Source organism: Shigella dysenteriae (assembly GCF_022354085.1).
GTDB lineage: Bacteria > Pseudomonadota > Gammaproteobacteria > Enterobacterales > Enterobacteriaceae > Escherichia > Escherichia coli.
The window spans coordinates 4,220,284-4,240,630 of sequence record NZ_CP055055.1 but is presented as its reverse complement, the minus strand read 5'-3'; the positions used below and the strand labels follow the sequence as shown (position 1 = coordinate 4,240,630).

The following is a 20,347-nucleotide window of genomic DNA, read 5'->3' as shown; positions in this document are numbered from 1 at the left end:
TATGAATTGTTAACTGAGAACAAACTAAATGGATAAATTTCGTGTTCAGGGGCCAACGAAGCTCCAGGGCGAAGTCACAATTTCCGGCGCTAAAAATGCTGCTCTGCCTATCCTTTTTGCCGCTCTACTGGCGGAAGAACCGGTAGAGATCCAGAACGTCCCGAAACTGAAAGACGTCGATACATCAATGAAGCTGCTAAGCCAGCTGGGTGCGAAAGTAGAACGTAATGGTTCTGTGCATATTGATGCCCGCGACGTTAATGTATTCTGCGCACCTTACGATCTGGTTAAAACCATGCGTGCTTCTATCTGGGCACTGGGGCCGCTGGTAGCGCGCTTTGGTCAGGGGCAAGTTTCACTACCTGGCGGTTGTACGATCGGTGCGCGTCCGGTTGATCTACACATTTCTGGCCTCGAACAATTAGGCGCGACCATCAAACTGGAAGAAGGTTACGTTAAAGCTTCCGTCGATGGTCGTCTGAAAGGCGCACATATCGTGATGGATAAAGTCAGCGTTGGCGCAACGGTGACCATCATGTGTGCTGCAACCCTGGCGGAAGGCACCACGATTATTGAAAACGCAGCGCGTGAACCGGAAATCGTCGATACCGCGAACTTCCTGATTACGCTGGGTGCGAAAATTAGCGGTCAGGGCACCGATCGTATCGTCATCGAAGGTGTGGAACGTTTAGGCGGCGGTGTCTATCGCGTGCTACCGGATCGTATCGAAACCGGTACTTTCCTGGTGGCGGCGGCGATTTCTCGCGGCAAAATTATCTGCCGTAACGCGCAGCCAGATACTCTCGACGCCGTGCTGGCGAAACTGCGTGATGCTGGAGCGGACATCGAAGTCGGCGAAGACTGGATTAGCCTGGATATGCATGGCAAACGTCCGAAGGCTGTTAACGTACGTACCGCGCCGCATCCGGCATTCCCGACCGATATGCAGGCCCAGTTCACGCTGTTGAACCTGGTGGCTGAAGGGACCGGATTCATCACCGAAACGGTCTTTGAAAACCGCTTTATGCATGTGCCAGAGCTGAGCCGTATGGGCGCACACGCCGAAATCGAAAGCAATACCGTTATTTGTCACGGTGTTGAAAAACTTTCTGGCGCACAGGTTATGGCAACCGATCTGCGTGCATCAGCAAGCCTGGTGCTGGCTGGCTGTATTGCGGAAGGGACGACGGTGGTTGATCGTATTTATCACATCGATCGTGGCTACGAACGCATTGAAGACAAACTGCGCGCTTTAGGTGCAAATATTGAGCGTGTGAAAGGCGAGTAATCGTCTGAAAGCTGGCAGCCCCGTTCGCGGGGCTACCGCCAGACCACTCATTTTTTCGGTTTAGTGTAGCTACGCATCAACTGCGTTCTGTCGATAAACTCATGGGTCTGCGGATCATGGTAGCGTGATGGCCAGATAACCCAGGGGTCAGTTCCCAGGGCCTTCGCAATAATCATCTCTCCTTTCGGCCATGGGCGCGATAATGCGTTCGCCAGCGTTGAGGAACTCAAACCATTTCTGCGAGACTCCGCCGCCATTGACGTTCCCTTCTTGCGCAAACCCGCAATGATGTCAGCGGGATGCCAGTCAATGAAATTACTTTCCATCTTTCCTCACTCCTTAAGTTAGTCGCTTTCATTCAGAACACTTCTTCTGTCGAGCATCACTATACTCCTGATGGCCGATTGCTCTAAAAAGTTCCTGTAAAGAGTGTGAATATTCAGAATATATAAAGATGTATACACTGGTTTTTCAGTGCATTATTACGCTGAATAGGTATTCTTATGGAGTTTACTGGAATCATCCCGCGCACTGCGCGGGATGAGGGGAGGGGATTAACGATCGCGTTGAACAGCGATGTGCGCGAGGCCGATGAGTGCTTCTCGCCAAGGGGTGTCCGGGAGCACCTGTAACGCTGCGATGGCTTTGTCTGCTTCTTCCTCGGCGCGCTGACGCGTCCATTCAAGAGATCCACAAGCGTTCATTGCTTCCAGAACCGGTTCCAGAAGATGGCGACCGTTACCCTGTTCGATGGCGGTACGGATCATCTGTGCCTGTTCTGGTGTGCCATGATGCATCGCATGCAGCAGCGGCAGCGTCGGTTTACCTTCGTTCAGATCGTCGCCGACGTTTTTACCTAACTGTTCGCCATCGGCATTGTAATCGAGTAAATCGTCGATCAACTGGAAAGCAGTGCCGAGATAGCGCCCATAATCCTGCAGGCCTTTCTCCTCCTCCGGCGTACAGCCAGCCAGAATCCCGGAACACTGCGCGGCAGCCTCAAACAGACGCGCGGTTTTGCTATAGATAACGCGCATGTAGTTATCTTCAGTGATGTCCGGATCGTTAACGTTCATCAGTTGCAGAACTTCACCTTCTGCGATGACGTTTACGGCTTCTGACATGACTTCCAGCACTTTGAGCGAACCGAGGCTGGTCATCATCTGGAAAGCGCGGGTATAAATAAAATCGCCTACCAGCACGCTGGCGGCATTGCCAAATGCGGCGTTGGCGGTAGCTTTACCCCTGCGCATATCTGATTCATCCACAACGTCGTCATGTAGCAGAGTCGCCGTGTGGATAAACTCGATCAGGGCAGCAATGGTGACATGCGCATTTCCCTCATAGCCAACAGCTCGTGCAGCCAGTACAGCAATCATCGGACGAATACGTTTACCGCCGCCGCTGACGATGTAATAGCCTAACTGATTGATCAGTTGGACGTCGGAATTAAGCTGCTCAAGGATTGCCGCATTAACACCCGCCATATCTTGCGCGGTTAACTCATTGATTTTTTCTAAATTCATCGCAAAAGCCGGGCTTTTCGCCCCGATTACCTTACTGTGAACAAAGGCAACTTAGGGTTTATGGTTAGGAATATAGGGTGATTGTACTGAAAAAATGGCACAGATAAACGTTACCGTACAAGTTGTGTTTTTTTTCTTCGTGTATTGACTGTAGCACTTGTCAAAGGCGTGCGTTTTGCGTAATATTCGCGCCCTATTGTGAATATTTATAGCGCACTCTGAATCATTGAAAAGGTGTGCGCGGAAGCGGAGTTTTATATGTACGCGGTTTTCCAAAGTGGTGGTAAACAACACCGAGTAAGCGAAGGTCAGACCGTTCGCCTGGAAAAGCTGGACATCGCAACTGGCGAAACTGTTGAGTTCGCTGAAGTGCTGATGATCGCAAACGGTGAAGAAGTCAAAATCGGCGTTCCTTTCGTTGATGGCGGCGTAATCAAAGCTGAAGTTGTTGCTCACGGTCGTGGCGAGAAAGTTAAAATCGTTAAGTTTCGTCGTCGTAAACACTATCGTAAGCAGCAGGGCCATCGTCAGTGGTTCACTGATGTGAAAATTACTGGCATCAGCGCCTAAGACCTGAGGAGAGATTTCAAATGGCACATAAAAAGGCTGGCGGCTCCACACGTAACGGTCGCGATTCAGAAGCTAAACGCCTGGGCGTTAAGCGTTTCGGTGGCGAATCCGTTCTGGCGGGTAGCATCATCGTTCGTCAACGTGGTACCAAATTCCACGCTGGCGCTAACGTAGGTTGCGGTCGTGACCACACTCTGTTTGCTAAAGCAGACGGTAAAGTGAAATTCGAAGTTAAAGGCCCGAAAAACCGTAAATTTATCAGCATCGAAGCTGAATAAGTTTTTCGCGTCCCGGTAACGGATGAAAGCCCCGCAACACGTTGCGGGGCTTTTTACATTCGATAACCGGTAAAAATGCGCATGGTGCGACGTTAATCCGCAAATGCGCTTTGCAGGGAATACGGTATGAAGCAGCAGGCAGGCATTGGCATTCTTTTGGCGCTCACCACAGCAATTTGCTGGGGGGCGTTGCCAATTGCAATGAAGCAGGTGCTGGAGGTGATGGAACCTCCGACAATCGTGTTTTACCGTTTCTTGATGGCGAGTATTGGCCTGGGTGCCATTCTTGCGGTGAAGAAGAGGTTGCCGCCATTACGCGTGTTTCGTAAGCCACGCTGGTTGATTTTGTTGGCAGTGGCGACCGCCGGGCTGTTTGGGAACTTCATCCTGTTCAGCTCATCCTTGCAATACCTGAGTCCGACCGCTTCGCAGGTGATTGGGCAACTCTCGCCAGTTGGCATGATGGTTGCCAGCGTATTTATCCTGAAAGAGAAAATGCGCAGCACTCAGGTTGTAGGGGCATTGATGCTCCTGAGCGGCCTGGTGATGTTTTTTAACACCAGTCTGGTCGAGATATTTACAAAGCTCACCGATTACACCTGGGGAGTTATCTTTGGGGTCGGTGCGGCGACGGTTTGGGTGAGTTATGGCGTGGCGCAAAAGGTTTTATTGCGTCGGCTGGCCTCACCGCAGATCCTGTTTTTACTGTACACTTTATGTACAATCGCGCTCTTCCCTCTGGCAAAGCCTGGAGTGATAGCGCAGCTTAGCCACTGGCAGCTCGCATGTTTAATTTTTTGCGGACTGAATACCTTGGTAGGATATGGCGCCCTGGCGGAAGCGATGGCTCGCTGGCAGGCAGCGCAGGTGAGCGCGATCATCACGCTCACCCCACTGTTTACGCTGTTTTTTTCAGATCTTTTATCACTGGCCTGGCCCGATTTCTTCGCCAGACCGATGTTAAACCTTTTAGGTTATCTCGGTGCGTTTGTCGTGGTTGCGGGCGCGATGTATTCCGCCATTGGTCATCGTATTTGGGGCGGATTACGTAAGCATACAACGGTGGTATCGCAACCCCGCGCAGGCGAATGATTTACGGAGAATAAAATGAAGTTTGTTGATGAAGCATCGATTCTGGTCGTTGCAGGTGATGGCGGTAATGGTTGCGTGAGCTTCCGCCGCGAAAAGTATATTCCGAAAGGCGGCCCGGATGGCGGCGATGGCGGTGATGGTGGTGACGTATGGATGGAAGCCGACGAGAACCTGAACACGCTTATCGATTATCGTTTTGAAAAATCTTTCCGTGCAGAGCGCGGTCAGAATGGCGCAAGCCGCGACTGTACCGGTAAGCGCGGTAAAGACGTCACAATTAAAGTGCCGGTAGGTACGCGTGTTATCGACCAGGGTACTGGTGAAACCATGGGCGATATGACCAAACACGGTCAGCGTCTGCTGGTTGCTAAGGGCGGCTGGCACGGTCTGGGCAATACCCGTTTCAAATCGTCAGTTAACCGTACACCACGGCAGAAAACTAACGGTACGCCGGGCGATAAGCGTGAGCTGCTGCTGGAGCTGATGCTGCTGGCTGACGTCGGTATGTTGGGGATGCCAAACGCGGGTAAATCGACCTTTATTCGTGCGGTATCGGCGGCTAAACCGAAAGTGGCGGATTATCCGTTTACCACTCTGGTGCCAAGTCTGGGTGTGGTACGAATGGACAACGAAAAGAGCTTCGTTGTTGCCGATATTCCAGGACTGATTGAAGGCGCTGCGGAAGGCGCAGGTCTGGGCATTCGCTTCCTGAAGCACCTGGAACGTTGCCGCGTCCTGTTGCACCTCATCGATATCGATCCGATTGACGGCACCGATCCGGTTGAAAACGCGCGTATTATTATCAGCGAGCTGGAAAAATACAGCCAGGATCTGGCGGCGAAACCGCGTTGGTTAGTGTTCAATAAGATCGATCTGCTGGATAAGGCAGAAGCCGAAGAGAAAGCGAAAGCGATCGCTGAAGCGCTGGGCTGGGAAGATAAATATTATCTGATCTCTGCGGCGAGTGGACTGGGCGTGAAAGATCTCTGCTGGGATGTGATGACCTTTATCATTGAAAACCCGGTCGTGCAGGCTGAAGAAGCGAAACAGCCAGAGAAAGTCGAATTCATGTGGGATGATTATCATCGCCAGCAGCTTGAAGAGATTGCTGAAGAGGATGATGAGGACTGGGATGACGACTGGGACGAAGACGACGAAGAAGGCGTTGAGTTCATTTACAAGCGTTAATCAGCAAAACCCCGGCCATGTGCCGGGGTTTCTTTTTGACTAATTGTTCTGATAAATATCTTTATACAAACGGCTTTCAAAACGCACTAACGGAATACGGCGATTACGCTGATCCGCCGGTTCTACTGCATAGCCAGAAAGATATTGTACAAACGCCATTCGTTGCCCGCTCGCTGTGGTAATGAATCCCGCCAGGTTATATACCCCCTGCAACGAACCGGTTTTCGCTGAGACTTTTCCATCCACGCCCGCCTGATGCAGACCTGCACGGTACTGCAAAGAGCCGTCATAGCCCGCTAGCGGCAGCATGGAGATAAAGTTAAGTTCATTGTCGTGTTGGGCAATGTATTGCAGCACCTGCATCATGGTGGCGGGGGCAATCAGGTTATGCCGCGAAAGCCCTGAACCATCGGCAATAATGGTGTTTCCAATATCGACACCGGCTTGCTGGCGCAGGATCTGACGCACGGCGTCCGACCCAGCCCGCCATGTTCCAGGCACATTGAAGCGCGCATGGCCGATCATGCGGAAAACCGTATCGGCGATCATGTTGTCCGACTTTTTCAGCATAATCTTAAGCAGATCGTGCAGCGGGGCCGACTGTTTACTGGCAACTACCGTTCCAGGTTCGTTAACCTGAGTCTGGCGCAGCAGTGTTCCGCTCCAGGTGATACCTGCCTGTTTTAACTCATCTTTCAGAATTGCCCCGGCATAGCTGGCTCCATCCTGCACGGCAAAAGCCAACGGGAGCGGCTCAGAACGTTGCGGCAGGCATCCCGTTAGCGTAAAGCGGTTCAGGTCGCCTGGTACGACATCCAGTTCGCAGTATTGCGCTTCGGCAGAACCACGGGGGAGGGTGCGTACCTGGCTGAACATCGTAACGGGGTAATAAGATGCCACGCGTATAAAAGCCATATCACCAGGTTTTGGGGCACTGTAGAGCGAGACGGAGAAACAGTTGCGGTCAACTATGGCGGCGGCAGGCGGAGCGCTAAAGCATTGTGTCATGTCATTCCATGGCCAGCCGGGGGCTTTATCGTGGCTGGCGAAAATGGAGGTATCTATCAACACATTGCCATCGATTTGGTTGACGCCAGATTTTTTCAAAGTCGCGACCATATTGCGAATATCCTGACGTTTTAACGTCGGATCGGCACCAAATCGCGCCACTAAGTCACCCTTAAGTACGCCGTTTTCCACATTGCCTTTGGTTTCAAGCGTCGTGGTGAAACGAAAATCGGGGCCGAGTTGAATCAACGCCGCCAGCGCAGTAATCACTTTCTGGGTACTGGCGGGCAGCGCCATCTGCTGACTGTGGTAATCAATAGCGGGGGCCGACGCGCCGACTTTTTGCACCATCAGGGCAAGGTTGGCACCAGCGGGGAGTTGAGTAATGTACTCATCAACATTTGCGGCCTGAACACTGAACGCTATACAGCTGGTCAATCCGATGATAAATCTGGAAAATCGCATAATCTCGCGCTAACAACCTGGAATCGAGCCGTCATACTACGGCGCAACGCCCTATAAAGTAAACGATGACCCTTCGGGAACTTCAGGGTAAAATGACTATCAAAATGTGAATTGTAGCTGACCTGGGACTTGTACCCGGGTCGGTATTTTTTTGCTTCTGGTCCCGGTGAGGAGTTATGCCGGGCAGGCCGAACAGCCGGGGTGGGTGAAAACTTGCCCCATCAGGAATATTCAAGAGGTATAACAAATGCAAGCTATTCCGATGACCTTACGCGGCGCTGAAAAATTACGCGAAGAGCTGGATTTTCTGAAATCTGTGCGCCGTCCTGAAATCATTGCTGCTATCGCGGAAGCGCGTGAGCATGGCGACCTGAAAGAAAACGCCGAATACCACGCAGCTCGTGAACAGCAGGGTTTCTGCGAAGGCCGTATTAAAGACATCGAAGCCAAGCTGTCGAACGCGCAGGTGATTGATGTCACCAAAATGCCCAACAATGGGCGCGTTATTTTTGGTGCCACCGTAACGGTGCTGAATCTGGATTCTGACGAAGAACAGACTTATCGCATCGTTGGCGATGACGAAGCTGACTTTAAACAAAACCTGATTTCTGTAAACTCGCCTATTGCTCGTGGCCTGATCGGCAAAGAAGAAGATGATGTTGTGGTCATCAAAACGCCGGGCGGCGAAGTAGAATTTGAAGTAATTAAGGTGGAATACCTGTAAGAATTACCCAATACTCAAGATGTTGATGTATTGTAAAGAAAGGAAAAAGGCCGCTATGCGGCCTTTTATCAACGAACAGAGCGTGGCATTTTGCTCTCCTGCCTGCGGAAAACCCCTCGTTTTACACAGCAAATGTGTGTAACTTTAGGATAATCTTAGCGTGGCAGCGAGATTTTACGTTCTTTAGTTGGGCGATAAAGCACCAGCGTTTTACCGATGACCTGTACATTACAGGCGCCGGTTTCGCGCACGATAGCTTCCACGATCAAGGTTTTAGTTTCGCGATCTTCGGTGGCGATTTTCACCTTGATGAGTTCATGGTGCTCTAACGCTTGTTCAATCTCGGCCAGCACCCCTTCGGTCAAACCATTACTGCCAAGCAGAACAACTGGCTTGAGCGGATGTGCCAGACCTTTCAGGTGCTGTTTTTGTTTAGTACTCAGATTCATCGTATTTTTTGCTTACGTTGGGATTGAAAACGGGTCATTCTACCGCCATCTCCCATATATCACCAAATAGGCGCGTAAAAATTTACGCAATTGGTTACGATGAGTTATCCCCATGGGAAAGTTAAATGACAGGTAAGAAGCGTTCTGCCAGCTCCAGCCGCTGGCTTCAGGAACACTTTAGCGATAAATATGTTCAACAGGCACAGAAAAAGGGGTTACGTTCCCGTGCCTGGTTTAAACTTGATGAAATACAGCAAAGTGACAAACTCTTTAAACCGGGAATGACGGTTGTCGACCTTGGTGCTGCTCCGGGTGGTTGGTCACAATATGTGGTCACCCAAATTGGCGGCAAAGGCCGCATCATCGCTTGCGATCTTTTACCTATGGATCCTATCGTTGGTGTGGACTTTCTTCAGGGCGATTTTCGTGATGAACTGGTGATGAAAGCACTGCTGGAGCGCGTTGGCGACAGCAAAGTCCAGGTTGTCATGTCCGATATGGCACCAAACATGAGCGGAACACCGGCGGTGGATATCCCCCGTGCCATGTATCTGGTGGAACTGGCGCTAGAAATGTGTCGTGATGTATTAGCGCCAGGTGGCAGTTTTGTAGTGAAGGTGTTCCAGGGCGAAGGTTTCGATGAGTATCTAAGGGAAATTCGCTCCCTGTTTACGAAGGTCAAAGTTCGTAAGCCGGACTCTTCTCGTGCACGTTCGCGGGAAGTGTATATTGTAGCGACCGGGCGTAAACCCTAACCGGGAGATTTCAGACGAAAGTTTGAAAGATGCTGGATATAGAGTATCCTGACGCTGTTTTTAACACAGTTGTAATAAGAGGTTAATCCCTTGAGTGACATGGCGAAAAACCTAATACTCTGGCTGGTCATTGCCGTTGTGCTGATGTCAGTATTCCAGAGCTTTGGGCCCAGCGAGTCTAATGGCCGTAAGGTGGATTACTCTACCTTCCTACAAGAGGTCAATAACGACCAGGTTCGTGAAGCGCGTATCAACGGACGTGAAATCAACGTTACCAAGAAAGATAGTAACCGTTATACCACTTACATTCCGGTTCAGGATCCGAAACTACTGGATAACCTGTTGACCAAGAACGTCAAGGTTGTCGGTGAACCGCCTGAAGAACCAAGCCTGCTGGCTTCTATCTTCATCTCCTGGTTCCCGATGCTGTTGCTGATTGGTGTCTGGATCTTCTTCATGCGTCAAATGCAGGGCGGCGGTGGCAAAGGTGCCATGTCGTTTGGTAAGAGCAAAGCGCGCATGCTGACGGAAGATCAGATCAAAACGACCTTTGCTGACGTTGCGGGCTGCGACGAAGCAAAAGAAGAAGTTGCTGAACTGGTTGAGTATCTGCGCGAGCCGAGCCGCTTCCAGAAACTCGGCGGTAAGATCCCGAAAGGCGTCCTGATGGTCGGTCCTCCGGGTACCGGTAAAACGCTGCTGGCGAAAGCGATTGCAGGCGAAGCGAAAGTTCCGTTCTTTACTATCTCCGGTTCTGACTTCGTAGAAATGTTCGTCGGTGTGGGTGCATCCCGTGTTCGTGACATGTTCGAACAGGCGAAGAAAGCGGCACCGTGCATCATCTTTATCGATGAAATCGACGCCGTAGGCCGCCAGCGTGGCGCTGGTCTGGGCGGTGGTCACGATGAACGTGAACAGACTCTGAACCAGATGCTGGTTGAGATGGATGGCTTCGAAGGTAACGAAGGTATCATCGTTATCGCCGCGACTAACCGTCCGGACGTTCTCGACCCAGCGCTGCTGCGTCCTGGCCGTTTCGACCGTCAGGTTGTGGTTGGCTTGCCAGATGTTCGCGGTCGTGAGCAGATCCTGAAGGTTCACATGCGTCGCGTACCATTGGCACCCGATATCGACGCGGCAATCATTGCCCGTGGTACTCCTGGTTTCTCCGGTGCTGACCTGGCGAACCTGGTGAACGAAGCGGCACTGTTCGCTGCTCGTGGCAACAAACGCGTTGTGTCGATGGTTGAGTTCGAGAAAGCGAAAGACAAAATCATGATGGGTGCGGAACGTCGCTCCATGGTGATGACGGAAGCGCAGAAAGAATCGACGGCTTACCACGAAGCGGGTCATGCGATTATCGGTCGCCTGGTGCCGGAGCACGATCCGGTGCACAAAGTGACGATTATCCCACGCGGTCGTGCGTTGGGTGTGACTTTCTTCCTGCCTGAGGGCGACGCAATCAGCGCCAGCCGTCAGAAACTGGAAAGCCAGATTTCTACGCTGTACGGCGGCCGTCTGGCAGAAGAGATCATCTACGGGCCGGAACATGTTTCTACCGGTGCGTCCAACGATATTAAAGTTGCGACCAACCTGGCACGTAACATGGTGACTCAGTGGGGCTTCTCTGAGAAATTGGGTCCACTGCTGTACGCGGAAGAAGAAGGTGAAGTGTTCCTCGGCCGTAGCGTAGCGAAAGCGAAACATATGTCCGATGAAACTGCACGTATCATCGACCAGGAAGTGAAAGCACTGATTGAACGTAACTATAATCGTGCGCGTCAGCTTCTGACCGACAATATGGATATTCTGCATGCGATGAAAGATGCTCTCATGAAATATGAGACTATCGACGCACCGCAGATTGATGACCTGATGGCACGTCGCGATGTACGTCCGCCAGCGGGCTGGGAAGAACCAGGCGCTTCTAACAATTCTGGCGACAATGGTAGTCCAAAGGCTCCACGTCCGGTTGATGAACCGCGTACGCCGAACCCGGGTAACACCATGTCAGAGCAGTTAGGCGACAAGTAAGTTCCCGCATCAGATGACTGTATTTGTACCGAAAACCCCGGGGCGTGCTCCGGGGTTTTTTCTTATCAATTCATACCAGGGATAACATCATGAAACTCTTTGCCCAGGGTACTTCACTGGACCTTAGCCATCCTCACGTAATGGGGATCCTCAACGTCACGCCTGATTCCTTTTCGGATGGTGGCACGCATAACTCGCTGATAGATGCGGTGAAACATGCGAATCTGATGATCAACGCTGGCGCGACGATCATTGACGTTGGTGGCGAGTCCACGCGGCCAGGGGCGGCGGAAGTTAGCGTTGAAGAAGAGTTGCAACGTGTTATTCCTGTGGTTGAGGCAATTGCTCAACGCTTCGAAGTCTGGATCTCGGTCGATACATCCAAACCAGAAGTCATCCGTGAGTCAGCGAAAGTTGGCGCTCACATTATTAACGATATCCGCTCCCTTTCCGAACCTGGCGCTCTGGAGGCGGCTGCAGAAACCGGTTTACCGGTTTGTCTGATGCATATGCAGGGAAATCCAAAAACCATGCAGGAAGCCCCGAAGTATGACGATGTCTTTGCAGAAGTGAATCGCTACTTTATTGAGCAAATAGCACGTTGCGAGCAGGCGGGTATCGCAAAAGAGAAATTGTTGCTCGACCCCGGATTCGGTTTCGGTAAAAATCTCTCCCATAACTATTCATTACTGGCGCGCCTGGCTGAATTTCACCATTTCAACCTGCCGCTGTTGGTGGGTATGTCACGAAAATCGATGATTGGGCAGCTGCTGAACGTGGGGCCGTCCGAGCGCCTGAGCGGTAGTCTGGCCTGTGCGGTCATTGCCGCAATGCAAGGCGCGCACATTATTCGTGTTCATGACGTCAAAGAAACCGTAGAAGCGATGCGAGTGGTGGAAGCTACTCTGTCTGCAAAGGAAAACAAACGCTATGAGTAATCGTAAATATTTCGGTACCGATGGGATTCGTGGTCGTGTAGGGGATGCGCCGATCACACCTGATTTTGTGCTTAAGCTGGGTTGGGCCGCGGGTAAAGTGCTGGCGCGCCACGGCTCCCGTAAGATTATTATTGGTAAAGACACGCGTATTTCTGGCTATATGCTGGAGTCAGCACTGGAAGCGGGGCTGGCGGCTGCGGGCCTTTCCGCACTCTTCACTGGCCCGATGCCAACACCGGCCGTGGCTTATCTGACGCGTACCTTCCGCGCAGAGGCCGGAATTGTGATATCTGCATCGCATAACCCGTTCTACGATAATGGCATTAAATTCTTTTCTATTGACGGTACTAAGCTGCCGGATGCAGTTGAAGAAGCCATCGAAGCGGAAATGGAAAAAGAGATCAGCTGTGTTGATTCGGCAGAACTGGGTAAAGCCAGCCGTATCGTTGATGCTGCGGGTCGCTATATCGAGTTTTGCAAAGCCACGTTCCCGAACGAACTTAGCCTCAGTGAACTGAAGATTGTGGTGGATTGCGCAAACGGTGCGACTTATCACATCGCGCCGAACGTGCTGCGCGAACTGGGAGCGAATGTTATCGCTATCGGTTGTGAGCCAAACGGTGTAAACATCAATGCCGAAGTGGGGGCTACCGACGTTCGCGCGCTCCAGGCTCGTGTGCTGGCTGAAAAAGCGGATCTCGGTATTGCCTTCGACGGCGACGGCGATCGCGTGATTATGGTTGACCATGAAGGCAATAAAGTCGATGGCGATCAGATCATGTATATCATCGCGCGTGAAGGTCTTCGTCAGGGCCAGCTGCGTGGTGGCGCTGTGGGTACATTGATGAGCAACATGGGGCTTGAACTGGCGCTGAAACAGTTAGGAATTCCATTTGCGCGCGCGAAAGTGGGTGACCGCTACGTACTGGAAAAAATGCAGGAGAAAGGCTGGCGTATCGGTGCAGAGAATTCCGGTCATGTGATCCTGCTGGATAAAACCACTACCGGTGACGGCATCGTTGCTGGTTTGCAGGTGCTGGCGGCGATGGCGCGTAACCATATGAGCCTGCACGACCTTTGCAGCGGCATGAAAATGTTCCCGCAAATCCTGGTAAACGTGCGTTACACCGCAGGTAGCGGCGATCCGCTGGAGCATGAATCAGTCAAAGCGGTGACCGCAGAAGTTGAAGCGGCGCTGGGTAGCCGTGGACGTGTGCTGTTGCGTAAATCCGGCACCGAACCGTTAATTCGCGTGATGGTGGAAGGCGAAGACGAAGCGCAGGTGACTGAATTTGCACACCGCATCGCCGATGCAGTAAAAGCCGTTTAAAGCGTTAGATAACTGGCTAAAAAGGCGGCGATTGTCGCCTTTTTTCTCGGCGAACACATCGGTTTTGCTGTTTTTTTCCGCAGTTGATACAATGCGATAAAATTGCCCTTGCGAAGGTCATTCGCTTTGGTTAGTATTCACACCCGCTTCAGTGGGAAAGATTATAAACTCCCGCTTTATTGGTTGAAGCATTGGTACGCGGCAACTCCGCAAGGAACAGGTTGATTATGTACGAAGCTCTTTTGGTAGTTTTCCTTATTGTGGCAATTGGCCTTGTTGGTCTAATCATGCTGCAGCAAGGTAAAGGCGCTGATATGGGAGCCTCCTTCGGAGCAGGCGCTTCCGCTACGCTGTTTGGTTCAAGTGGTTCTGGTAACTTCATGACCCGCATGACGGCGCTGCTGGCAACGTTATTCTTCATCATCAGTCTGGTGCTGGGTAACATCAATAGCAACAAAACCAATAAAGGTAGCGAATGGGAAAACCTGAGTGCGCCGGCGAAAACCGAACAAACTCAGCCAGCTGCTCCGGCTAAGCCGACCAGCGATATCCCGAACTAAAAAGTAGTTTCCGTGCCGAGGTGGTGGAATTGGTAGACACGCTACCTTGAGGTGGTAGTGCCCAATAGGGCTTACGGGTTCAAGTCCCGTCCTCGGTACCAAATTCCAGAAAAGAGACGCTGAAAAGCGTCTTTTTTCGTTTTGGTCCTGGTCTGAGGAATGGTTGTCAGGTATCTGTATCTCGTCCAGTTGCTTTACTCGTAGCTGGCACCTTGAAACGATGGTGCCGGTACGCCTTCGTTATAAACTTTTCCCTACTGCTGACATAATTGGTACTTTATTGTGTCAACTCCAGTTCCGGTACGAATACGGATATGTTTACTTCTCGATAAACCATCCTGCTCCTGTCAGTATAACTACTGATGGCTACGTTCTGCGTAATGTTTAGAGACGCATTGATAATGTTATTTAATTACTGAGAACGCAATGGCCGCATCATTTAAAAAGAAAAAACTAACAGTGTTTCGTTCTGATATGGATCAGAGTTGAAAAACATGTCTGATATAAAATTGCACATTGTTGATAATTGTTTATATTGGTTGTGAACTTGGATTTCTGGATGACAGTATTCAACAAATTTGCTAGAAGTTTTAAATCTCATTGGTTGTTGTATCTTAGTGTTATTGTTTTTGGTATTACGAACTTAGTCGCCTCTTCCGGAGCGCATATGGTTCAGCGATTGCTGTTCTTCGTTCTGACCATCCTGGTTGTTAAACGTATATCATCCCTTCCGCTTCGCCTGCTTGTTGCCGCACCATTTGTGTTACTGACTGCGGCAGACATGAGTATTAGCCTCTATTCATGGTGTACCTTTGGTACAACTTTCAATGATGGATTTGCGATTAGTGTGCTGCAGAGTGATCCGGATGAAGTTGTCAAAATGCTGGGAATGTATAGCCCTTATCTATGTGCTTTTGCCTTTTTATCCCTTCTTTTTTTGGCTGTAATAATAAAATATGATGTTTCCTTGCCGACAAAAAAAGTGACAGGAATATTATTGCTGATTGTCATTTCGGGAAGTTTATTTTCCGCTTGTCAATTTGCTTATAAAGATGCAAAAAATAAAAAAGCGTTCAGTCCATATATACTAGCGTCGCGATTTGCTACCTATACGCCGTTTTTCAATCTCAATTATTTTGCTTTAGCAGCGAAAGAGCATCAAAGATTACTCTCAATTGCAAACACAGTGCCGTATTTTCAATTATCAGTCAGGGATACAGGTATTGATACCTACGTGTTGATTGTGGGGGAGTCTGTACGTGTCGACAATATGTCTTTGTATGGATATACACGCTCTACGACACCGCAAGTCGAAGCACAAAGAAAACAGATCAAGCTGTTTAATCAAGCAATAAGCGGTGCACCTTACACTGCGCTGTCGGTTCCCCTTTCTTTAACTGCTGATTCTGTTTTGAGCCATGACATTCATAATTACCCCGACAACATTATTAATATGGCTAATCAAGCAGGATTTCAGACTTTCTGGCTAAGCTCGCAATCCGCTTTTCGGCAGAATGGTACAGCAGTTACCAGTATCGCCATGCGTGCCATGGAAACAGTTTATGTCAGAGGATTTGATGAATTGTTGTTGCCGCATTTATCGCAAGCATTACAGCAAAATACGCAGCAAAAGAAACTGATTGTTCTTCATTTAAATGGAAGCCATGAACCGGCTTGTAGCGCCTATCCGCAATCCAGCGCCGTGTTTCAACCGCAGGACGATCAGGATGCCTGCTATGACAACTCCATTCATTACACAGATAGTTTGCTAGGTCAGGTTTTTGAATTATTAAAAGATCGCCGCGCCTCGGTCATGTATTTTGCCGACCACGGCCTGGAACGTGACCCTACGAAGAAGAACGTCTATTTTCATGGAGGCAGGGAGGCCAGCCAGCAGGCATATCATGTCCCGATGTTTATCTGGTATAGCCCCGTTCTTGGGGATGGTGTGGATCGCACAACGGAAAACAACATCTTTTCGACAGCTTACAATAATTACCTTATTAATGCGTGGATGGGGGTAACAAAGCCGGAACAGCCGCAAACGCTTGAGGAAGTGATTGCACACTATAAAGGAGACTCACGGGTTGTGGATGCAAACCATGATGTTTTCGATTATGTGATGCTCAGAAAGGAGTTTACAGAGGATAAGCAAGGTAACCCCACCCCTGAAGGGCAGGGTTGATGTCGAATTACTGGCCTTTGTTTTCCAGATTCTCCATCTGCGGCACGCCTGAAGCGGCAGAGGAGGAAAGCAGGCCAGTTTTGGCATAACCGAAAAGTTTCTCGCGGGTATCGGTGATATCCAGGTTGCGCATGGTCAGTTGACCGATACGATCATCTGGCGAGAACACCGAGTCGCCTTTTTCCATCGTCAGACGCTCTGGCTTGTAGGTCAGGTTCTCTGAGACGGTATTCAGGATTGAATAATCGTTCCCACGGCGCAGCTCCAGGGTAACTTCACCAGTGATCTGGCTGGCAACCCAGCGTTGCAGAGAGTCACGCAGCATCAGCGCCTGGGAGTCAAACCAACGCCCCTGGTACAGCAGACGGCCCAACTGACGACCATGCGCGTGATACTGCTCAATGGTGTCTTCGTTGTGAATACCGGTCAACAGGCGTTCATACGCAATGTGCAGCAGTGCCATCCCCGGAGCTTCGTAAATACCACGGCTTTTCGCTTCGATGATACGGTTTTCAATCTGGTCGCTCATGCCCAGGCCGTGACGACCGCCGATGCGGTTAGCTTCCAGCATCATTTCTACATCGTCGCTAAAGGTTTTACCGTTCAACGCCACCGGATGACCTTGCTCAAAGCGTACTGTGACTTCTTCTGCCGGGATCTTCACGCTCTCATCCCAGAATTTCACGCCCATAATCGGGTTGACGATTTTGACGCTGGAGTTGAGGTATTCCAGATCCTTCGCTTCATGCGTTGCACCAAGCATGTTGGAGTCCGTGGAGTAAGCTTTTTCGACAGACATTTTGTAGTCGAAACCGCAGGCAATCATAAATTCAGACATTTCATGACGACCGCCCAGTTCATCAATAAAGTCAGTATCAAGCCACGGTTTGTAAATCTGCAGTTCAGCATTGGTCAGCAGACCGTAACGATAGAAACGTTCGATATCGTTTCCTTTATAGGTGCTGCCGTCACCCCAGATATTCACGCCATCTTCTTTCATCGCAGCAACCAGCATGGTACCAGTCACGGCGCGGCCCAGCGGCGTCGTGTTGAAATAGGTCAGGCCACCGGTGGTGTTATGAAATGCGCCACACTGAATAGCGGCAATACCTTCGGCAACCAGTTGTTTGCGGCAGTCGATCAGACGTGCGTTCTCCGCGCCGTATTCCATGGCACGACGAGGGATCGCATCATAATCCTCTTCGTCTGGCTGGCCCAGGTTTGCAGTATATGCATAAGGAACCGCTCCCTTTTGTCGCATCCACAGCAGTGCGGCACTGGTGTCCAGACCGCCGGAAAAAGCGATACCAATACGTTGACCTACCGGGAGATGCTTGAGAATCGTCGTCATAAAATAACACCCTGCTTAATTAACTGATGATGAGCCTGGATTTCCGCTCTCACTGAATTTTTATGCAAAATAAATGAGTTTTCATTTAATCATCTTTTATCAGAGACAGGAAGAGTTTAGTGTGTTTTTTGTAAAATAATGCGCTTAAGGGGGATCAGGAGAAGGCAAAAGTATTCAACAAATGAAAGTGAACTGGATATTCATTCACGTGATTAGCAATAAACGTTGACAAAATGTGGCATGGATCACTATAATGCCTGCAGATTTTACGTCCCGTCTCGGTACACCAAATCCCAGCAGTATTTGCATTTTTTACCCAAAACGAGTAGAATTTGCCACGTTTCAGGCGCGGGGTGGAGCAGCCTGGTAGCTCGTCGGGCTCATAACCCGAAGGTCGTCGGTTCAAATCCGGCCCCCGCAACCACTTTCCCTTAGAGTCCTTTTTCAAATATACTGTGAAGACTTCGGCCTTCGTAGTGGGATTTGAAAAAATCCTTCTGGAAAGTGCTCCAGACCGCAGTTGCGGTTATAGGGTTCAGTTATATAAAGCCCCGATTTATCGGGGTTTTTTGTTATCTGACTACAGAATAACTGGGCTTTAGGCCCTTTTTTTATGTCTTGGGGGTGGGCTTGTCCACATTAGAGCAAAAATTAACAGAGATGATTACTGCGCCAGTTGAGGCCCTGGGTTTTGAACTGGTTGGCATCGAATTTATTCGCGGTCGCACATCCACACTGCGCATCTATATTGATAGTGAAGATGGCATCAATGTTGATGATTGTGCTGATGTGAGCCACCAGGTAAGTGCTGTGCTGGATGTTGAAGATCCCATCACCGTTGCTTATAACCTGGAAGTCTCCTCACCGGGTCTCGATCGCCCACTGTTCACGGCTGAACACTACGCCCGTTTTGTCGGAGAAGAGGTGACTCTGCTTCTCCGTATGGCGGTACAAAACCGTCGTAAATGGCAGGGTGTTATCAAAGCGGTAGACGGTGAAATGATCACAGTTACCGTCGAAGGTAAAGATGAAGTGTTCGCGCTGAGTAATATCCAGAAGGCGAACCTGGTTCCCCACTTTTAATAGTCTGGATGAGGTGAAAAGCCCGCGATGAACAAAGAAATTTTGGCTGTAGTTGAAGCCGTATCCAATGAAAAGGCGCTACCTCGCGAGAAGATTTTCGAAGCATTGGAAAGCGCGCTGGCGACAGCAACAAAGAAAAAATATGAACAAGAGATCGACGTTCGCGTACAGATCGATCGCAAAAGCGGTGATTTTGACACCTTCCGTCGCTGGTTAGTTGTTGATGAAGTCACCCAGCCGACCAAGGAAATCACCCTTGAAGCCGCACGTTATGAAGATGAAAGCCTGAACCTGGGCGATTACGTTGAAGATCAGATTGAGTCTGTTACCTTTGACCGTATCACCACCCAGACGGCAAAACAGGTTATCGTGCAGAAAGTGCGTGAAGCCGAACGTGCGATGGTGGTTGATCAGTTCCGTGAACACGAAGGTGAAATCATCACCGGCGTGGTGAAAAAAGTAAACCGCGACAACATCTCTCTGGATCTGGGCAACAACGCTGAAGCCGTGATCCTGCGCGAAGATATGCTGCCGCGTGAAAACTTCCGCCCTGGCGACCGCGTTCGTGGCGTGCTCTATTCCGTTCGCCCGGAAGCGCGTGGCGCGCAGCTGTTCGTCACTCGTTCCAAGCCGGAAATGCTGATCGAACTGTTCCGTATTGAAGTGCCAGAAATCGGCGAAGAAGTGATTGAAATTAAAGCAGCGGCTCGCGACCCGGGTTCTCGTGCGAAAATCGCGGTGAAAACCAACGATAAACGTATCGATCCGGTAGGTGCTTGCGTAGGTATGCGTGGCGCGCGTGTTCAGGCGGTTTCTACTGAACTGGGCGGCGAGCGTATCGATATCGTCCTGTGGGATGATAACCCGGCGCAGTTCGTGATTAACGCAATGGCACCGGCAGACGTTGCTTCTATCGTGGTGGATGAAGATAAACACACCATGGATATCGCCGTTGAAGCCGGTAACCTGGCACAGGCGATTGGCCGTAACGGTCAGAACGTGCGTCTGGCTTCGCAGCTGAGCGGTTGGGAACTCAACGTAATGACCGTTGACGACCTGCAGGCTAAGCATCAGGCGGAAGCGCACGCAGCGATCGACACCTTCACCAAATATCTCGACATCGACGAAGACTTCGCGACTGTTCTGGTAGAAGAAGGTTTCTCGACGCTGGAAGAACTGGCCTATGTGCCGATGAAAGAGCTGTTGGAAATCGAAGGCCTTGATGAGCCGACCGTTGAAGCACTGCGCGAGCGTGCTAAAAATGCACTGGCCACCATTGCACAGGCCCAGGAAGAAAGCCTCGGTGATAACAAACCGGCTGACGATCTGCTGAACCTTGAAGGGGTAGATCGTGATTTGGCATTCAAACTGGCCGCCCGTGGCGTTTGTACGCTGGAAGATCTCGCCGAACAGGGCATTGATGATCTGGCTGATATCGAAGGGTTGACCGACGAAAAAGCCGGAGCACTGATTATGGCTGCCCGTAATATTTGCTGGTTCGGTGACGAAGCGTAATAAACTGT

The 20,347-nt window shown here is 50.4% G+C and carries 19 protein-coding genes and 2 tRNA genes; 16 read left to right on the top strand and 5 right to left on the bottom strand.

The features are described from left to right. The first annotated feature begins 28 nt into the window (after nucleotides 1-28). Nucleotides 29-1,288, top strand: coding sequence for a UDP-N-acetylglucosamine 1-carboxyvinyltransferase (gene murA, locus HUZ68_RS20215; protein WP_000357259.1), 1,260 nt, complete (start codon nucleotides 29-31; stop codon nucleotides 1,286-1,288). 47 nt (nucleotides 1,289-1,335) lie between these two features. On the opposite strand, the gene sfsB is transcribed toward murA, so the two are convergent. Together sfsB and ispB are read right to left on the bottom strand one after the other, a co-directional pair. After that, nucleotides 1,336-1,614, bottom strand: a complete 279-nt coding sequence (gene sfsB / locus HUZ68_RS20210) for a DNA-binding transcriptional regulator SfsB (protein WP_000445413.1) — start codon at nucleotides 1,612-1,614, stop codon at nucleotides 1,336-1,338. A gap of 228 nt (nucleotides 1,615-1,842) precedes the next feature. Beyond that, on the bottom strand, nucleotides 1,843-2,814 hold the full coding sequence (gene ispB / locus HUZ68_RS20205) for an octaprenyl diphosphate synthase (RefSeq protein ID WP_033814980.1): 972 nt from the start codon (nucleotides 2,812-2,814) through the stop codon (nucleotides 1,843-1,845). Between the two features lie 258 nt (nucleotides 2,815-3,072). Between ispB and rplU the strand changes: the two genes are divergently transcribed. The 4 genes from rplU to cgtA all read left to right on the top strand — a co-directional run bounded on the left by rplU (nucleotide 3,073) and on the right by cgtA (nucleotide 5,942). Further along, nucleotides 3,073-3,384 (top strand): 50S ribosomal protein L21, encoded by a 312-nt coding sequence (gene rplU, locus HUZ68_RS20200; RefSeq protein WP_000271401.1) that lies wholly within the window; start codon nucleotides 3,073-3,075, stop codon nucleotides 3,382-3,384. A gap of 20 nt (nucleotides 3,385-3,404) precedes the next feature. Continuing rightward, complete coding sequence (rpmA, locus tag HUZ68_RS20195) at nucleotides 3,405-3,662, top strand: 50S ribosomal protein L27 (RefSeq protein WP_000940595.1); 258 nt, start codon at nucleotides 3,405-3,407, stop codon at nucleotides 3,660-3,662. A gap of 126 nt (nucleotides 3,663-3,788) precedes the next feature. Further along, nucleotides 3,789-4,754 carry a DMT family transporter gene (locus tag HUZ68_RS20190; protein WP_000813037.1) on the top strand — a complete coding sequence of 322 codons (966 nt, stop codon included), beginning with the start codon at nucleotides 3,789-3,791 and terminating at the stop codon, nucleotides 4,752-4,754. A gap of 15 nt (nucleotides 4,755-4,769) precedes the next feature. Continuing rightward, entirely contained in the window at nucleotides 4,770-5,942 is a 1,173-nt protein-coding gene (cgtA, locus tag HUZ68_RS20185; protein WP_000673561.1) for an Obg family GTPase CgtA, read from the top strand. A 39-nt stretch (nucleotides 5,943-5,981) separates the two neighbouring features. Here the strand turns inward: cgtA and dacB are convergent, their stop codons facing one another. Further along, nucleotides 5,982-7,415 (bottom strand): serine-type D-Ala-D-Ala carboxypeptidase, encoded by a 1,434-nt coding sequence (gene dacB / locus HUZ68_RS20180; RefSeq protein WP_001212619.1) that lies wholly within the window; start codon nucleotides 7,413-7,415, stop codon nucleotides 5,982-5,984. Nucleotides 7,416-7,662: 247 nt separating this feature from the next. Here dacB and greA point away from each other — a divergent pair, with 247 nt between their 5' ends. Then, nucleotides 7,663-8,139 carry a transcription elongation factor GreA gene (gene greA, locus HUZ68_RS20175; RefSeq protein ID WP_001148001.1) on the top strand — a complete coding sequence of 159 codons (477 nt, stop codon included), beginning with the start codon at nucleotides 7,663-7,665 and terminating at the stop codon, nucleotides 8,137-8,139. 155 nt (nucleotides 8,140-8,294) lie between these two features. Here the strand turns inward: greA and yhbY are convergent, their stop codons facing one another. After that, nucleotides 8,295-8,588, bottom strand: coding sequence for a ribosome assembly RNA-binding protein YhbY (gene yhbY, locus HUZ68_RS20170; protein WP_001054420.1), 294 nt, complete (start codon nucleotides 8,586-8,588; stop codon nucleotides 8,295-8,297). 125 nt (nucleotides 8,589-8,713) lie between these two features. Between yhbY and rlmE the strand changes: the two genes are divergently transcribed. The 7 genes from rlmE to HUZ68_RS20135 all read left to right on the top strand — a co-directional run bounded on the left by rlmE (nucleotide 8,714) and on the right by HUZ68_RS20135 (nucleotide 16,390). Further along, nucleotides 8,714-9,343, top strand: coding sequence for a 23S rRNA (uridine(2552)-2'-O)-methyltransferase RlmE (rlmE, locus tag HUZ68_RS20165; protein WP_000145975.1), 630 nt, complete (start codon nucleotides 8,714-8,716; stop codon nucleotides 9,341-9,343). A gap of 99 nt (nucleotides 9,344-9,442) precedes the next feature. Further along, a complete protein-coding gene (ftsH, locus tag HUZ68_RS20160; RefSeq protein WP_001107467.1) occupies nucleotides 9,443-11,377 on the top strand; it encodes an ATP-dependent zinc metalloprotease FtsH in 1,935 nt (644 codons plus the stop codon). An 89-nt stretch (nucleotides 11,378-11,466) separates the two neighbouring features. Next, complete coding sequence (gene folP / locus HUZ68_RS20155) at nucleotides 11,467-12,315, top strand: dihydropteroate synthase (protein WP_000764731.1); 849 nt, start codon at nucleotides 11,467-11,469, stop codon at nucleotides 12,313-12,315. Continuing rightward, entirely contained in the window at nucleotides 12,308-13,645 is a 1,338-nt protein-coding gene (gene glmM / locus HUZ68_RS20150; RefSeq protein WP_000071137.1) for a phosphoglucosamine mutase, read from the top strand. Before folP ends, glmM begins: the two co-directional genes overlap by 8 nt. Before the next feature lie 227 nt (nucleotides 13,646-13,872). Beyond that, complete coding sequence (secG, locus tag HUZ68_RS20145) at nucleotides 13,873-14,205, top strand: preprotein translocase subunit SecG (protein ID WP_001295556.1); 333 nt, start codon at nucleotides 13,873-13,875, stop codon at nucleotides 14,203-14,205. Between the two features lie 14 nt (nucleotides 14,206-14,219). Continuing rightward, nucleotides 14,220-14,306: transfer RNA gene (locus HUZ68_RS20140), tRNA-Leu, on the top strand. Nucleotides 14,307-14,764: 458 nt separating this feature from the next. Further along, nucleotides 14,765-16,390: a phosphoethanolamine transferase family protein gene (locus HUZ68_RS20135; RefSeq protein ID WP_072686010.1), complete on the top strand. Its 1,626-nt coding sequence runs from the start codon at nucleotides 14,765-14,767 to the stop codon at nucleotides 16,388-16,390. Nucleotides 16,391-16,397: 7 nt separating this feature from the next. Here HUZ68_RS20135 and argG read toward each other — a convergent pair whose 3' ends face one another. Further along, nucleotides 16,398-17,741: an argininosuccinate synthase gene (argG, locus tag HUZ68_RS20130; protein ID WP_000207678.1), complete on the bottom strand. Its 1,344-nt coding sequence runs from the start codon at nucleotides 17,739-17,741 to the stop codon at nucleotides 16,398-16,400. Between the two features lie 347 nt (nucleotides 17,742-18,088). Between argG and HUZ68_RS20125 the strand changes: the two genes are divergently transcribed. The 3 genes from HUZ68_RS20125 to nusA all read left to right on the top strand — a co-directional run bounded on the left by HUZ68_RS20125 (nucleotide 18,089) and on the right by nusA (nucleotide 20,339). Next, a tRNA-Met gene (locus HUZ68_RS20125) sits at nucleotides 18,089-18,165 on the top strand. 206 nt (nucleotides 18,166-18,371) lie between these two features. Then, complete coding sequence (gene rimP, locus HUZ68_RS20120; protein ID WP_033815079.1) at nucleotides 18,372-18,824, top strand: ribosome maturation factor RimP; 453 nt, start codon at nucleotides 18,372-18,374, stop codon at nucleotides 18,822-18,824. 27 nt (nucleotides 18,825-18,851) lie between these two features. Then, nucleotides 18,852-20,339: a transcription termination factor NusA gene (gene nusA, locus HUZ68_RS20115; RefSeq protein WP_001031057.1), complete on the top strand. Its 1,488-nt coding sequence runs from the start codon at nucleotides 18,852-18,854 to the stop codon at nucleotides 20,337-20,339. Nucleotides 20,340-20,347 lie beyond the last annotated feature (8 nt).